The organism is Streptomyces sp. NPDC048473 (assembly GCF_043200155.1).
Classification (GTDB): Bacteria; Actinomycetota; Actinomycetes; order Streptomycetales; family Streptomycetaceae; genus Streptomyces.
Map to the genome: position 1 here is coordinate 214,858 of NZ_JBICXE010000006.1, position 14,492 is coordinate 229,349.

General features: G+C 68.4%; 16 protein-coding genes and 1 pseudogene. 16 read left to right on the top strand and 1 reads right to left on the bottom strand.

From position 1 onward, the window contains the following. Window positions 1-218 precede the first annotated feature (218 nt). The 5 genes and pseudogenes from dop (at window position 219) to prcA (ending at window position 4,040) form a co-directional block, all read left to right on the top strand. Complete coding sequence (dop, locus tag ACGFU7_RS13385; protein ID WP_393695246.1) at window positions 219-1,730, top strand: depupylase/deamidase Dop; 1,512 nt, start codon at window positions 219-221, stop codon at window positions 1,728-1,730. 120 nt (window positions 1,731-1,850) lie between these two features. Continuing rightward, window positions 1,851-2,069 (top strand): ubiquitin-like protein Pup, encoded by a 219-nt coding sequence (locus ACGFU7_RS13390; protein WP_324771669.1) that lies wholly within the window; start codon window positions 1,851-1,853, stop codon window positions 2,067-2,069. 90 nt (window positions 2,070-2,159) lie between these two features. Continuing rightward, window positions 2,160-2,357: pseudogene (locus tag ACGFU7_RS13395) on the top strand (endonuclease domain-containing protein); the annotation flags it as partial. Continuing rightward, window positions 2,309-3,154, top strand: coding sequence for a proteasome subunit beta (gene prcB / locus ACGFU7_RS13400; RefSeq protein ID WP_393695248.1), 846 nt, complete (start codon window positions 2,309-2,311; stop codon window positions 3,152-3,154). The pseudogene ACGFU7_RS13395 and the gene prcB, both read left to right, overlap by 49 nt. A 58-nt stretch (window positions 3,155-3,212) precedes the next feature. After that, window positions 3,213-4,040, top strand: a complete 828-nt coding sequence (gene prcA / locus ACGFU7_RS13405; RefSeq protein WP_389604282.1) for a proteasome subunit alpha — start codon at window positions 3,213-3,215, stop codon at window positions 4,038-4,040. 53 nt (window positions 4,041-4,093) lie between these two features. On the opposite strand, the gene ACGFU7_RS13410 is transcribed toward prcA, so the two are convergent. Further along, a complete protein-coding gene (locus ACGFU7_RS13410; protein WP_393695250.1) occupies window positions 4,094-5,140 on the bottom strand; it encodes a LacI family DNA-binding transcriptional regulator in 1,047 nt (348 codons plus the stop codon). Window positions 5,141-5,273: 133 nt separating this feature from the next. On the opposite strand from ACGFU7_RS13410, the gene ACGFU7_RS13415 reads away from it, so the two are divergent. From ACGFU7_RS13415 to ACGFU7_RS13465, 11 genes are all read left to right on the top strand, one after another. After that, on the top strand, window positions 5,274-6,533 hold the full coding sequence (locus ACGFU7_RS13415; protein WP_393695252.1) for an MFS transporter: 1,260 nt from the start codon (window positions 5,274-5,276) through the stop codon (window positions 6,531-6,533). A gap of 9 nt (window positions 6,534-6,542) precedes the next feature. After that, a complete protein-coding gene (gene pafA, locus ACGFU7_RS13420; protein ID WP_393695254.1) occupies window positions 6,543-7,904 on the top strand; it encodes a Pup--protein ligase in 1,362 nt (453 codons plus the stop codon). A gap of 127 nt (window positions 7,905-8,031) precedes the next feature. Further along, complete coding sequence (locus ACGFU7_RS13425) at window positions 8,032-8,985, top strand: FKBP-type peptidyl-prolyl cis-trans isomerase (RefSeq protein WP_393695256.1); 954 nt, start codon at window positions 8,032-8,034, stop codon at window positions 8,983-8,985. Window positions 8,986-9,028: 43 nt separating this feature from the next. Further along, window positions 9,029-9,400 (top strand): FKBP-type peptidyl-prolyl cis-trans isomerase, encoded by a 372-nt coding sequence (locus tag ACGFU7_RS13430; RefSeq protein WP_393695258.1) that lies wholly within the window; start codon window positions 9,029-9,031, stop codon window positions 9,398-9,400. A 113-nt stretch (window positions 9,401-9,513) separates the two neighbouring features. Further along, window positions 9,514-10,467, top strand: coding sequence for a helix-turn-helix transcriptional regulator (locus ACGFU7_RS13435; protein WP_383963753.1), 954 nt, complete (start codon window positions 9,514-9,516; stop codon window positions 10,465-10,467). A gap of 14 nt (window positions 10,468-10,481) precedes the next feature. Continuing rightward, on the top strand, window positions 10,482-11,438 hold the full coding sequence (locus tag ACGFU7_RS13440; protein ID WP_393695260.1) for a helix-turn-helix transcriptional regulator: 957 nt from the start codon (window positions 10,482-10,484) through the stop codon (window positions 11,436-11,438). Between the two features lie 19 nt (window positions 11,439-11,457). Beyond that, complete coding sequence (locus ACGFU7_RS13445) at window positions 11,458-11,727, top strand: hypothetical protein (protein ID WP_393695262.1); 270 nt, start codon at window positions 11,458-11,460, stop codon at window positions 11,725-11,727. A 35-nt stretch (window positions 11,728-11,762) separates the two neighbouring features. Beyond that, on the top strand, window positions 11,763-11,960 hold the full coding sequence (locus ACGFU7_RS13450; RefSeq protein WP_259933213.1) for a hypothetical protein: 198 nt from the start codon (window positions 11,763-11,765) through the stop codon (window positions 11,958-11,960). A 261-nt stretch (window positions 11,961-12,221) separates the two neighbouring features. Continuing rightward, window positions 12,222-12,512: a Sec-independent protein translocase subunit TatA gene (gene tatA, locus ACGFU7_RS13455; RefSeq protein WP_327276145.1), complete on the top strand. Its 291-nt coding sequence runs from the start codon at window positions 12,222-12,224 to the stop codon at window positions 12,510-12,512. Between the two features lie 62 nt (window positions 12,513-12,574). Then, on the top strand, window positions 12,575-13,525 hold the full coding sequence (gene tatC / locus ACGFU7_RS13460; RefSeq protein WP_393695264.1) for a twin-arginine translocase subunit TatC: 951 nt from the start codon (window positions 12,575-12,577) through the stop codon (window positions 13,523-13,525). A gap of 18 nt (window positions 13,526-13,543) precedes the next feature. Further along, a complete protein-coding gene (locus tag ACGFU7_RS13465) occupies window positions 13,544-14,452 on the top strand; it encodes a diacylglycerol kinase (protein WP_393695266.1) in 909 nt (302 codons plus the stop codon). Window positions 14,453-14,492: the final 40 nt, after the last annotated feature.

Genomic DNA, 14,492 nt, shown 5'->3' on the forward strand with positions numbered 1-14,492 from the left:
ATGCCCGGCCGGGCATCCGCAGCCGGTTGCTTTCCGGACAGCTCACGCGACACCGCAGCAATGACGTAATTGATCTCCCCACCAGCACAGAGTCGCTCTAGGCTCTTGCGTACCGCCCGGTCGCGCAGTGCGGGGACGGGCACCGCACACGCACCGGACAAGCAGCGGTACTTGAGCGCCGCCCCCTCAAGGGAGCGCCGCCGGGCAAGGAGGGCCGCATGACCGTACGGCGAGTAATGGGCATCGAGACGGAGTACGGGATCTCCGTCCCCGGCCACCCCAACGCCAATGCCATGCTCACCTCATCCCAGATCGTCAACGCCTACGCAGCGGCGATGCACCGGGCGCGCCGCGCCCGCTGGGACTTCGAGGAGGAGAACCCGCTGCGGGACGCGCGAGGTTTCGACCTCGCCCGCGAGACCGCGGACTCCAGCCAGCTCACCGACGAGGACATCGGCCTTGCCAATGTCATTCTCACCAACGGCGCCCGTCTCTACGTCGACCATGCGCACCCCGAATACAGCTCCCCGGAAGTCACCAATCCACGGGACGCGGTCCTCTGGGACAAGGCCGGCGAACGCATCATGGCCGAAGCGGCCGAACGTGCGGCCCAGCTCCCCGGCGCCCAGCCGATCCACCTCTACAAGAACAACACCGACAACAAGGGCGCCTCGTACGGCACGCACGAGAACTACCTGATGAAGCGGGAGACCCCGTTCTCTGACATCGTGCGCCATCTGACCCCGTTCTTCGTCTCCCGCCAGGTGGTCACCGGGGCGGGACGCGTGGGAATCGGCCAGGACGGCCATGAGCACGGCTTCCAGATCAGTCAGCGCGCCGACTACTTCGAGGTCGAGGTCGGCCTGGAGACCACCCTCAAGCGCCCCATCATCAACACCCGCGACGAACCCCACTCCGATGCCGAGAAGTACCGCCGGCTCCATGTGATCATCGGCGACGCGAACCTCTCGGAGATCTCCACCTATCTCAAGCTGGGCACCACCGCCCTGGTCCTCTCCATGATCGAGGACGGCTTCATCAACGTCGATCTCGCGGTCGACCAGCCGGTACGCACCCTGCACCACGTCTCCCACGACCCGACGCTGAAGCATCTGATCACGCTGCGTAGCGGCCGTACCCTCACGGCGGTGCAGCTCCAGATGGAGTACTTCGAGCTGGGCCGCAAGTACGTCGAGGAACGGTACGGGGTGGATGCCGACGAGCAGACCAAGGACGTCCTTGTCCGCTGGGAGGACACTCTCAACCGGCTGGAGAACGATCCGATGAGCCTGTCCGGCGAGCTCGACTGGATCGCCAAGCGGGAGCTCATGGAGGGCTACCGCCGCCGGGACAGCCTGGACTGGGACGCGGCGCGCCTGCACCTGGTGGATCTCCAGTACGCCGACGTGAGGGCCGAGAAGGGCCTCTACAACCGTCTGGCGGCCCGCGGGAAGATGAAGCGCCTGCTGGACGAGGGCGCGGTCGAGAAGGCCCGTACGAAGCCTCCGGAGGACACCAGGGCCTATTTCCGGGGCCGCTGCCTGGAGCAGTACGCGGACGACGTGGCTGCGGCCTCCTGGGACTCGGTCATCTTCGATCTGCCGGGCCATGACTCACTGCAACGGGTACCCACCCTGGAACCGCTCCGCGGCACCCGTAATCACGTCAAGGAGCTCCTGGACCGCTGTCGCACGGCGGAAGAGCTGGTCCAGGTGCTGTCGGGCGGCTGAAAGGGCCGCGATCGGGGAAACATCGTGATGACCCCCGGACGTTGAGACAACTACCGGGCCAATGTCGGACCCCGTAGGTAGGGTCTGATCAAGTGCTTCGAACCGAGCGGGGTGAGCTATATGGCGACCAAGGACACCGGCGGCGGACAGCAGAAGGCGACGCGCTCCACCGAGGAGGTCGAGGAGCAGGCGCAGGACGCGCAGGCGACCGAGGACCTCAAGGAGCGCCAGGAGAAGCTGAGCGACGATGTCGACTCGGTTCTGGACGAGATCGATGACGTACTCGAGGAGAACGCAGAGGACTTCGTGCGTTCCTTCGTTCAAAAGGGTGGACAGTAGTTCACAAATGTGAACTCGGGGGAGTGGAGAGGTGCGCGCGGTACGGGCCGGGTCGGCCCGTACCGCGCGGGCACAAGCGGCACCGCAGGCTGTACAGCCGCCCCCTCGGTTCATGTGGATCACTGCCGCGGGACGGGTAGGGTCCGTGGCGTAAACGCATCAACTGCAATTCGGCCATCGGCACGTTGGGAGACGATCCTGACACCTTGCAGGGCCGTCGCATACCTGGAGGGAAACGCGTGGAAGCCAACACTCGTAGCACCGGGCGTCTACCAGCTGCCTTCCTGACGCCGGGATCCTCTTCGTTCATGGATTTCCTGTCCGACCATTCTCCCGAGATGCTCCCGGGCAACCGGAACCTGCCGCCCCTGCAGGGGGCCATCGAGGCGCCGCACGGGACGACCATCGTCGCGGCGACGTTCCCCGGCGGTGTGGTCCTGGCCGGCGACCGGCGGGCGACCATGGGCAACGTGATCGCACAGCGCGACATCGAGAAGGTCTTCCCGGCCGACGAGTATTCGGCGGTGGGCATCGCCGGCACGGCCGGACTGGCCGTGGAGATGGTCAAACTCTTCCAGCTGGAGCTGGAGCACTTCGAGAAGGTCGAGGGCGCACAGCTCTCCCTGGAGGGCAAGGCGAACCGGCTCTCCACGATGATCCGCAGCAACCTGGCGATGGCCATGCAGGGCCTCGCCGTCGTGCCGCTCTTCGCCGGCTTCGACGTCGACCGCGAGAAGGGCCGGATCTTCTCGTACGACGTCACCGGCGGCCGTTCCGAGGAAGTCGGCTACGCGGCCACCGGCTCCGGGTCGATCTTCGCCCGTGGCTCGATGAAGAAGCTCTACCGCGAGGATCTGACGGAGCAGCAGGCCCTCACCCTGGTCATCCAGGCGCTGTACGACGCCGCGGACGACGACTCGGCGACCGGCGGTCCCGATGTGGCCCGGCGGATCTACCCGATCGTCACCGTCATCACCGACGAGGGCTTCCGGAAGCTGACCGAGACGGAATCCTCCGAGATTGCCCGCTCGATTCTGGAACGCCGGATGGAACAGCCCGACGGCCCGCGCGCCGCGCTGCTCTGACCCCCGTTCCGCTGCTTCTTCGATGCTCTTGTCACTGACAGAAAGGGACGGATAACCGGTGTCGACGCCGTTCTATGTCTCACCTCAGCAGGCCATGGCCGACCGGGCGGAATACGCCCGGAAGGGCATCGCCCGTGGTCGCAGCCTGGTTGTGCTGCAGTACGCCGACGGCATTGTGTTCGTCGGCGAGAACCCGTCCCGTGCGCTGCACAAGTTCAGCGAGATCTATGACCGGATCGGTTTCGCCGCCGCCGGTAAGTACAACGAGTACGAGAATCTCCGCATCGGCGGTGTGCGCTACGCCGATCTGCGTGGATACACCTACGACCGTGACGATGTGACGGCCCGTGGGCTGGCCAACGTCTATGCGCAGACGCTGGGCACCATCTTCTCCAGTGCGGCCGAGAAGCCGTACGAGGTGGAGCTGGTGGTCGCCGAGGTGGGCGCCGAGCCGGAGGGCGACCAGATCTACCGGCTGCCGCACGACGGCTCGATCGTCGACGAGCACGGCTCGGTCGCGGTCGGCGGTAACGCCGAGCAGATCAGCACCTTCCTGGACCAGCGGCACCGGGACGGCATGACGCTTGCCGAGGCGCTCAAGCTGGCGGTGCAGGCGCTGTCCCGCGATCCCAACGGGAGCGAGCGGGAGATCCCCGCGGAGCGGCTGGAGGTCGCGGTCCTGGACCGTACGAGGCCGCAGCAGCGGAAGTTCAAGCGGATCGTCGGCCGGCAGCTGGCGCGGTTGCTGGAGGCGGACGGCGGCTCCGCGCCGACGGATGCCCCCTCCGACATCGAGGACGGAGAGGGGACCGAGTCCCCCACGAGCACGACGGATGTCACCAAGTCCACCGATTCCGGTGGGGACGTGGAGTCCTCCGAGGAGTAGCCCACCGCTGTGACGGTGCCCCGGTCCGCCCTTCCCGGCGGGCCGGGGCACCGTCATGAGCGCGGACCGTCCGCGGGCGGGGGTGCTGAGGAGCCGCGTGCCACCAGGTGAACGGGCAGGCTGCCGGGCTCGGCCGGGCGGCCGTCCAGGACCGCCAGCAGGGCGGCCATGCCGCGTTCGCCGACCTGTTCGGCGGGCAGCTGCACGGTGGTGAGCTCCGGTTCGACGGCCGTGGCCAGGGCCAGATCGTCGAAACCGGTGACAGAGAGGTCGTCGGGGACACGGAGTCCGAGTCTGCGGGCGGCCTTGCAGGCGCCCGCGGCGAGGATGTCGTCGTCGCAGACGATGGCGGTGGGCCGGGGGCCGGAGGCGGCGAGTGCGTGCTCCGTGGCTTCGCGTCCTGCCTGTACGTCGAGCGCCGCCGTGACGGTCCGTACGGAGGTGCCGGGCACCGCCCCCAGGGTGTCGTGGAGCGCCCGGGCACGGACCGCGAAGGTCCAGGTGTCGACCGCCGACGCGAGGTGGACGAAGCGGCGGTGGCCGAGCGCGAGCAGATGCTCCGCGACCTGCCGCATGCCGTCGGCGATGTCGAGGTTGACCCGTGCCGCGACGCCGGTGTCCGCCGGGTCGCTGTCGAGCATGACCAGCGGCAGGCCGGCGCCGCGCAGCGCGTCGAGTGCGCCGGCGGCCATGGAGGAGGCGATCACCCCGTCGAGGGAGGCACGCGCCGAGGCGAAGGGATCCCTGGCCGGCCCCGTGCCCTCGGGGGACGGGTAGAGGACGACCCCGAAGCCGTGCTCGGCGGCGACCGCGGCGGCGCCGGTGTAGACACGCGCGAAGAATTCGCTGGTGAGCGCGGGGACGACCAGCAGCGCGGTCCTGGTGCGGCCGAGGCGGAGGTTGCGGGCGGCGAGATTGGGCTGGTAGCCGAGTTCATGCGCGGCGTGCCGTACGCGCTCGGCGGTGGCCGTCGAGACCCGGCCGTGCCATTTGTCGCCGAGCACGAGGGAGACGGTGGCCTGCGAGACGCCTGCGGCCTGCCCGACATCGCGGCTGGTGGGCCGGGTCGGGGCGGGCTGTGACTGTGGTGCGCCGGTCACTCGGGCCTCCGGGCCGGTCGGGGGGCAGGCGCCGTGAGGTGGACCTGCGGACTGGGCACATGGTACGTATGAACCTCGACGTTATACGTAAAACCTCAGGGTGCGGTAGAGCACCCAGGGAGAGGGGCGGGACATGGCCGCGGGATATCTGGACATCCTCCGGGCGCGGCATGCCGCCCGGCTGCTGGCAGGGACCCTGGTGGGGCGGCTGCCCAGCGGCACCGCCCATATCGCGATCGTGCTGTTCACCCGGGCCGAGGGCGGCAGCTACACCCTCGCCGGTGCGCTCGCGGCCGTGTACGGGCTGTCCACCGCGGTCGGACAGCCGCTGCTGGGCCGCGCCGTGGATCTGTACGGCCAGCCACGCGTCCAGCTCCCGGCCTCCGTGGTGTCGGCGCTGGGCATGGCTTTGCTGGCCCTGGTGGGCCTGGGGTCGCTGCCGCTGGCCTATGGGGCGGTGATGGTGGCCGGTGTGTTCACCCCGCCGCTGGAGGGCGGTCTGCGGGCCCTGTGGCCGACCGTCCTGGGTGGCGAGGACCGGGTGCACCGGGCGTACGCGCTGGACGCCGTCGCCCAGGAGGTCATGTTCACCGTGGGCCCGCTGCTGGTGACGCTGCTCGTCTCCCTCTGGTCGCCCGCCGCCGCCCTCTTCGTCATCAACGCGATCGGGGTCCTCGGGGCGCTCTCCGTCGTCCTCTCCGAGCCCTCCCGCGCCTGGCGTTCGGCGCCCCGTGAGGCGCACTGGCTGGGCGCGCTGCGCTCGCCGGGGCTGCTGGCACTGCTCGGCTCGTTCTTCTTCGTCGGGCTCGCGCTCGGTTCGATCACGGTGGCCGGGGTGGCGTACGCCGACGACCACGGCCGGGAGTCGGTGTACGGCTGGCTGATGGCCGCGCTCGGGCTGGGTGCGCTGGTCGGCGGTGCGGTGTACGGGGCGCGGCAGTGGGCCGGGGCGCCGGAGCGCCGGCTGCGGGTCATTGTCGCGCTGCTGGCACTGGGGTATCTGCCGCTGATGCTGACCCCCGGAGTGGCCGCCATGACCGCTCTGGCGGCAGTGGCCGGAGTCTTTCTGGCGCCCGCGATCGCGTGCTCGTTCATCGTGGTCGACCGGCATGCCCCGCGGGGCACGGTGACCGAGGCGTTCTCCTGGCTGGTGACGACGTTCGGCGTGGGCGCGGCGGCGGGAACGGCCGTGGCGGGCCCGGCCGTCGAGCTGGGCGGCACGACATGGAGCTTCGCCGTCGCGGGGGCCGGCGGGGTGGCGGCGCTGCTGGTCCTGCTGGCCACGGGAAGGGTCCTCGCAGTTCCCGGGCGTACGGCCGTTGCTGTACAAGGATCGGAAAATGATCGAAACGGTGCTGTCGAACCCGGTTTCAGCTCAGGCCATCAGGCGTAATGTTCAGTCATGGACCGCCGCATTTTCGGGCTGGAGAACGAGTACGGCGTCACGTGCACGTTCAGGGGACAGCGCCGACTGTCTCCTGATGAAGTGGCGCGCTACCTCTTCCGCCGTGTTGTGTCATGGGGCCGCAGCAGCAATGTCTTTCTGCGGAACGGCGCCCGCCTCTACCTCGACGTGGGATCGCATCCGGAATATGCAACCCCCGAATGCGACAACCTGACCGAGCTGGTCACCCACGACAAGGCCGGCGAGCGCATTCTCGAAGGTCTGCTCGTCGACGCCGAACGCCGCCTGCACGAGGAGGGAATCGCGGGCGACGTCTATCTCTTCAAGAACAACACCGACTCGGCGGGAAACTCCTACGGGTGTCACGAGAACTATCTCGTGGCGCGGCACGGAGAATTCTCCCGGCTCGCGGACATCCTCATTCCCTTCCTCGTCACGAGGCAACTGATCTGCGGCGCGGGCAAGGTGCTGCAGACACCGAGGGGCGCCGTCTACTGCGTCAGCCAGCGTGCCGAGCACATCTGGGAGGGCGTCAGTTCCGCGACGACGCGCTCCCGCCCGATCATCAATACGCGTGACGAACCGCATGCGGACGCGGAGCGGTACCGCCGCCTCCATGTCATCGTCGGTGACTCCAACATGTCCGAGACGACCATGCTGCTCAAGGTCGGCGCGACCGATCTGGTGCTCCGCATGATCGAGGCGGGCACCGTGATGCGTGATCTGACGCTGGAGAACCCGATCCGGGCGATCCGTGAGGTCAGTCACGACACCACGGGTCAGCGCAAGGTGCGCCTGGCCAGTGGCCGTGAGGCATCCGCCATCGAGGTGCAGCGCGAGTACTACGAGAAGGCCGTCGACTTCGTCGACCGCCGTGGCATCCGCACCGGAACCGTCGCTCAGGTCCTGGAGCTGTGGGGCCGTACGCTCGACGCGATCGAGGCCGAGGACCTCGGCCGGATCGAGACCGAGATCGACTGGGTGATGAAGTACAAGCTCATCGAGCGGTACCGGGCCAAGCACAACATGACCATGTCGCACCCGCGGGTCGCCCAGATAGACCTCGCGTACCACGACATCCACCGCCGCCGCGGCCTGTACTACCTGCTGGAGCGCAAGGGACAGGCCGCCCGCATCTGCAACGACCTGAAGATCTTCGAGGGCAAGTCCGTGCCCCCGCAGACGACCAGGGCGCGGCTGCGCGGTGACTTCATCCGCAGGGCCCAGGAACAGCGGCGGGACTTCACCGTCGACTGGGTCCATCTCAAGCTCAACGACCAGGCGCAGCGCACGGTGTTGTGCAAGGACCCGTTCCGTTCGGTGGACGACCGAGTGGAGAAGCTGATCGCGGGTATGTGAGCCGGCAACAGGACAACCTCGGCTCCCGACGCGACGCGGGCCCCGTACGTTCCTCGTACGGGGCCCTGCGTACGCCCTAGAGTGTCGAGGACTCAACCAACTGTGCCGTCTGAGATCTGAGGAACAAGTGCGCCGACTTGCCGGCCTTCTCGTCGTCCCCCTGTTGCTGCTGACAGCGGCCTGCGGCGACGACAAGGGCTCCGCTTCCGATTCCGTTTCCGCTTCCGCCGCGTCCAAGGACGGGTTCCCCGCGATCACCGCGGGCGCGAAGTTCGGCGAGAAGCCCACCCTGTCCAAGGGCAAGGGGAACCCGCCCAAGGAGCTGAAGACCAGGGTCGTCAGCCAGGGTGACGGCGCCACGCTCAAGAACGGCGATGCGATCCAGGTCAACTACCTCGGTCAGTCCTGGGACTCCGACAAGCCGTTCGACAACAGCTTCGACCGCAAGCAGCCCTTCGATCTGACGCTCGGTGCGGGCATGGTCATCAAGGGCTGGGACCAGGGCCTCGTCGGCCAGAAGGTCGGCAGCCGCGTCGAGCTGGTCATCCCGCCGGATCTCGGCTACGGAGCGCAGGGCCAGGGCGACATCAAGCCGAACGCCACGCTCGTCTTCGTCGTCGACATTCTGAAGTCGACGCAGATCCCGACGTCCGCCAAGGGCACCGCGGTCGCCCAGGACAACATCGACCTGCCCAAGGTCGGCACCAACACCGACGGCAAGGCCCCCAAGGTCACCATCCCCACCAAGACCGACCCGCCGGCGAAACTTGTCTCCAATTACATCCTGGAGTCCAAGGGCGACGTCGTGAAGGACACCGACAGCGTCATCGTGAACTACGTCGGTCTGCTGTGGAAGGACGGCAAAACGTTCGACAGCACCTATTCGGCGGGCAAGACGCAGACCTTCCCGCTGGCCCAGGTCACCCTGAAGGGGCTGAAGAACGGTCTGGTCGGCAAGAAGATCGGCAGCCGTGTGCTCCTCGTCATCCCGCCGGACCAGGCGTTCGGTGACAAGGCGCAGCAGACCATCCCCGCGAAGTCCACGCTGGTGTTCGCCGTGGACATCCTGGCAAAGATGTAAGACTGTCCCGGTTGCCCAGTTCATCATTAAGAGGAGCAAGTCAGTGAGCATCGAGAAGCCCGAGATCGACTTCCCGGGTGGCGAGCCGCCGGCCGACTTGGAGATCAAGGACATCTGGGAAGGCGACGGCGCGGTGGCCAAGGCGGGCGACACCGTCTCCGTCCACTACGTGGGCGTGGCCTTCTCCAGCGGCGAGGAGTTCGACGCCTCCTGGAACCGCGGCACTCCGCTGAAGTTCCAGCTCGGTGTCGGTCAGGTCATCTCCGGCTGGGACCAGGGCGTGCAGGGCATGAAGGTCGGCGGCCGTCGCCAGCTGACCATTCCCGCGCACCTTGCGTACGGCGACCGCGGCGCCGGTGGCCGCATTGCACCCGGCGAGGCACTGATCTTCGTCTGCGACCTGGTCGCCGTCTGATCCGCATCCGTGCGATACGAGGGCCCGTGCCGCAAGGCACGGGCCCTCGCTTTTGTCCGGACAGCGCGTAGCGGTACGGTCGACGGTCGTAGAGCAAAACAGAAAGGGCGTCGATGGCGATTGCCAAGGCCGAGCGGCTGATGAACCTGGCCCTGTGTCTGCTGGGGACCCGGCGCCCGCTGAGCAAGCGCGAGCTGCGCGGCTCCATCGAGGCCTATCTGGAAGCGGGTTCCGACGACGCCTTCAACCGGATGTTCGAGCGCGACAAGGACGATCTGCGCGAGCTCGGTCTGGTCATCGAGACCGTGGAGAACCTGGACGGCGACACGGGATACCTCGCCCGCCGCGACAGTAACCGGCTGCCCCCGATCACGCTGGACGCCGAGGAGGCCGCCGCGCTCGGACTGGCCGCCAAGGTCTGGCAGCAGGCGCGGCTGGCCGGTGCAGCCAGCGGCGCGCTGCAGAAGCTGCGGGCCGCGGGCATGCCGGAGGCCGAAGACGCGTACGAGGTGCACAGCGCCCTCGAACCCCGTATCCCCGTTCATGAGGCCGCCTTCGAGCCGTTGATGCTGGCCTGCCGGGACCGCCGCCCGGTGACCTTCGACTACCGCAAGGCCAACGCCGCCCGGCCCGAACAGCGCCAGGTCGAGCCGTGGACGCTGGAGTGCTGGCGCGGCCACTGGTATCTGGCCGGCTGGGACCGGGACCGCGGCGCCGAGCGGGTGTTCCGGCTCTCCCGGATCACCGGCCGGGTCCGCTCCCGGGCCGGGGCGTTCACCGCCGAGGTGCCCGACGTCGTGACCGTCCGCGAGACCGTCGAGAGCTGGGCGGGGGAGACGGCGACCCGGACCGCGCGGATCAGGCTGCGGGCCGGTGCCGGATACCCGCTGCGCTCGCGCGCCATATCGGTCCGGGAACTCGGGGACGGGTGGGACGAGTTGGAGATTCCGTACGGACACGGTCTGGATGCCTGGCTCGTCGAGTTCGGTCCGGACGTCGTCGTACAGGAACCTGCCGATCTGCGGGCCGACGTGGTGGACCGGCTGCGCGCCGTGGCCAAGGACTGAAGGGGACCGTATTCATGGCCACGAACGCGATCGACCAGACCCGCCGGATGCTCTCCCTGGTGACGTATCTGCGTGAGCGCCCCGGCGCCCATGTCCAGGACGTCGCCCGCGCCTTCGGGATCACCGAGGACGAGCTGATCTCGGACCTCGATGTGCTGCCCATGTGCGGTACGAGCTTCCGCGGCGGGGATCTGCTGGACATCGACACCGACGGCGACCGGATCTGGTGGCACAACCCGGACGATGTCGCGGAGCCGCTGCGGCTCGCGGCCGACGAGGCGACGGCGCTCCTGGTCGCCGCCCGCGCCGTGTCCACGCTGCCCGGGCTGCGCGAGAGCGACCGCCAGGCGCTGCTGCGGGCCACCGCGAAGCTGGAGACCGCGGCCGGTGAGGTGGGGGCGGCGAGCTCACGGCTTTCGGTCACCTTCGAGTCCGAGGGCGGTGTCTTCGCCGACGTCGACCGGGCGATCTCCGAGCGGCGCCGGCTCTGGCTGCGCTACTACTCGCCCGCGCGCGATGAACTCACCGAGCGCGAGGTGGACCCGATCCGGCTGTTCGCCGTGGGGCATACGTACATGGAGGCCTGGTGCAGGTCCTCCGAGGACCGGCGTACGTTCCGGCTCGACCGGGTCGCCGAGATCCGGCTGCTGGACGAGCCGGCCGCGCCGCCCGAGCTCGAACTGCGGGACCTGTCCGAAGGGCTCGTCCAGCCGGCGGCCGAGGACCCGGAGGTCGTGGTCGAGGTCGGCCCCGGCGGACGGTGGGTCGCCGAGTACTACCCGCACGACAGCGCCCAGGAGCTGCCCGACGGCGGGCTGCGGATCACCCTGCGCACCCCCGATCCGGCCTCGCTGCGCAGGCTCGCGCTGCGACTGGGCAGGGAAGGCCGCATCGTCTCCCCGCCGGAACTGGCGCAGAGCGCGCAGCAGGCGGCCCGTGCGGCGCTCGCTGCCTATGACGGTCCGGCCTGAGCGGATACCTGAGGGAGATATGAGCAATATGTCTGTGGTGTCAGGTGTTCCGACCGTGGTGGTGCCCGAGTCCGTACGGTTCAAGGCCGCCTGCCCGGACTGCCGCGAGCGGTTCGAGCTGGCGGCGGGCGCCATCCGCCTCGCCGTGGGCGCCAGCCGCCGGACGACGTTCTACTCCTTCACCTGCCCGAAGTGCGGTGCGGCCGTCCGTAAGCCCGCCGGGGAACGGATAGTTGAGCTCCTCACCGGTGGCGGGGTGCGTACGCTGCGCCTCCACACCAGCCTTTAGAACTTCGGACACCTAGACACATCGAGGCTCTGCGCATGTTCTGGCCCATGCTCGCCATCGCCCTGGGGTTCCTCGGGATCGCCGTCCTCGGCGTGCTGGCCGTCAAGGTCTTCATCGAGGCCCAGCGTCTGGGGCGTCAGGTGACGCGAACCACCCAGCGCATCAACCGGGCGGCGGAGGACCTCGAACGGGCCGCGACGGATCTTGCCGCCACCGGTGAGGCGTTGCGCTAGATGTACTGCCCCCACGTTTCTGTGAGCCTGTGAGCAGGGACGATGGATCGGGGAGGGCGCGGCCTGCAGTTTCTCGGGTTCGCGGGGTACGCTGCTGAACGCGGCCCTGAGAGCGAGGCATGGGCCGTAATCGCAAGGATGCATGGGTATTGCCCTGCGTTTACTCCTGCGGGATACGATCGCTGACAGTACGACGATCGGACGTCCGTCCGACGTTCGATCCGCCCCACCCCTGCTGCCTCGGTGAGAAGGTACACGCATATGTTCGGAAGGCTCGGCGCTCCCGAGATCATCCTGATCCTCGTCGTCATTGTTCTGCTGTTCGGCGCGAAGAAGCTTCCTGACATGGCTCGCTCGCTCGGCAAGTCGGCCCGCATCCTCAAGAGCGAGGCCAAGGCCATGAAGTCCGAGGGCAGCCCGTCGGCCACCCCGGCCGAGCCGGCGAACGACGCCGCCCAGGACCAGGCCGCCCCGCGCACCATCAAGGCCGCACCCGGTGACGTGACCAGTTCGCGTCCGGTCGCAGAGCCGACCGACTCGACCAAGCGCTGACAACCGGGCCGACGCAGGCGCCGCGATCGGTGACGGCCTGCTGCACGAGATGAGGACGTGGGTTGCTCAAGTCTGCCCGCAAACAGGAGACGGACCCAGAGGGCCGCATGCCCCTGGTGGAGCACCTGCGTGAGCTGCGTAACCGGCTGGCGAAGGCGTTGCTCGGGATCGTCGTCGTCACGATCGTGGCCGCGTTCTTCTACAAGGGGATCATCGAGTTCTTCACCGACCCGGTACTGAAGTCGGTCGGGTGCGAGTCCAGCTTCGCCGAACTCGCCAAGAAGGAGGACGGTACGTGCGCGCGTATCGTCCTGAACGGTCTGCTCACCCCGTTCACCCTCGCCCTCAAGGTCTCCTTGATGGCGGGAGTCGTCCTTTCCTCGCCGATCTGGCTCTACCAGCTGTGGGCCTTCGTCGCCCCGGGGCTGCACAAGCACGAGAAGAAGTACTCGCTCGGCTTTGTGGGTGCGGGATTCCCACTCTTCCTCGCCGGTGGCTTCTTCGCGTACAAGACCCTGCCCACGATGGCGCGGGTGCTCCTGGAGTTCTCGCCGGCCGGGCTCGACAACCAGCTGCCGCTGGACGATCTGCTGGATCTGATCACGCGCATGGTGGTGGTCTTCGGGCTCTCCTTCGAGCTGCCCCTGCTGCTCGTCATGCTGAACTTCGGCGGGATCATCACCGGCAAGCGGATGCTCGGCTGGTGGCGGGCCATGATCATGGGCATCACGGTCTTCGCCGCGCTGGCCACTCCCAGTACCGACCCGCTGACGATGCTGGCGCTCGCCGGACCGATCTGGGTTCTCTACTTCGTGGCCACGGCGATCTCGCTCCTCAACGACCGCCGCAAGGCACAGCTCGCGGCGGCGGGGCCCGACGACGACGAGGCGTCGGAGCTGGACCTCACTCCCGAGGACATCGGTGAGATCGAACCGGTCACGTCCGGCCGGTCGTTGCCCACGCAGGCGAGCTCGGACCGTGACCGGGTCAACGGTTACGACGACATCACCTGACCTTGTAAGGTCCCCCGGGTGACCAGCGAGATCACCCTTTTCGTCAATCCCACCGCAGGACGCGGCCGGGGCGCGCACGCCGCGCAGCCGGCCGCTTCCGCTTTGCGGGACGCCGGATTCTCCGTACGTACGGTTCTCGGCGTGGACGCCGACGACGCCCTGCGGCGGGCCCGTGAGGCCGTCGCCGGTGGGACCGGTGCGCTGATAGCGGTGGGCGGGGACGGCATGATGTCCCTCGCCCTGCAGGCCGTTGCCGGAACGATGACCCCGCTCGGGGTCGTCGCCGTGGGCACCGGGAACGACTTCGCCCGCGCGCTCGGGATGCCGATACGGGATCCGGCCGCCGCCGGACGGCTGGCCGCCGAGGCGCTCAAGGCAGGCACCGTCCGCGAGATCGACCTCGGACGGGTCGGTGAGCGGTGGTTCGGGTCCGTGCTCGCCTCCGGCTTCGACTCCCGGGTCAACGACCGCGGCAACCGGATGCGCTGGGTCGGCGGACGGTTCAGGTACGACCTCGCGATCCTCGCCGAACTCGCCGCGTTCAAGCCCATCCCGTATCGCATCAGGCTGGACGGTGGACCGGTCCGGGAGGTCGAGGCGACGCTCATCGCCGTGGGCAACGGATCGACGTACGGCGGAGGTATGCGGATCTGCGCGGACGCCGTCATGGACGACGGGCTCTTCGATGTGACCGTCGTCGGGGACTGCAGCCGCGCCACGCTGCTGAAGGTCTTCCCCCGCGTCTACAAGGGAACGCACCTCAGCCACCCCAAGGTCACCACGCACCGGGTCTCCTCGATCGAGCTGGCCGCTGCCGGTGTCACCGCATACGCGGACGGTGAACAGCTCGGGGCGCTGCCGCTCACCGCGACCTGTGTACCGGGTGCGGTGAGAGTGCTCGTAGCGGGTTCTCCCACCGGGATTTAAAGATCGCGTCACTGTCAGAGGTGGCGGGTAGGCTCGTAAG

Coding starts and splice junctions, on each gene's coding strand:
- dop (WP_393695246.1), top strand. CDS start 219: ATGACCGTACGGCGAGTAATGGGCATCGAGACGGAGTACGGGATCTCC.
- ACGFU7_RS13390 (WP_324771669.1), top strand. CDS start 1,851: ATGGCGACCAAGGACACCGGCGGCGGACAGCAGAAGGCGACGCGCTCC.
- ACGFU7_RS13415 (WP_393695252.1), top strand. CDS start 5,274: ATGGCCGCGGGATATCTGGACATCCTCCGGGCGCGGCATGCCGCCCGG.
- pafA (WP_393695254.1), top strand. CDS start 6,543: ATGGACCGCCGCATTTTCGGGCTGGAGAACGAGTACGGCGTCACGTGC.
- ACGFU7_RS13435 (WP_383963753.1), top strand. CDS start 9,514: ATGGCGATTGCCAAGGCCGAGCGGCTGATGAACCTGGCCCTGTGTCTG.
- ACGFU7_RS13440 (WP_393695260.1), top strand. CDS start 10,482: ATGGCCACGAACGCGATCGACCAGACCCGCCGGATGCTCTCCCTGGTG.
- ACGFU7_RS13445 (WP_393695262.1), top strand. CDS start 11,458: ATGAGCAATATGTCTGTGGTGTCAGGTGTTCCGACCGTGGTGGTGCCC.
- ACGFU7_RS13450 (WP_259933213.1), top strand. CDS start 11,763: ATGTTCTGGCCCATGCTCGCCATCGCCCTGGGGTTCCTCGGGATCGCC.
- tatA (WP_327276145.1), top strand. CDS start 12,222: ATGTTCGGAAGGCTCGGCGCTCCCGAGATCATCCTGATCCTCGTCGTC.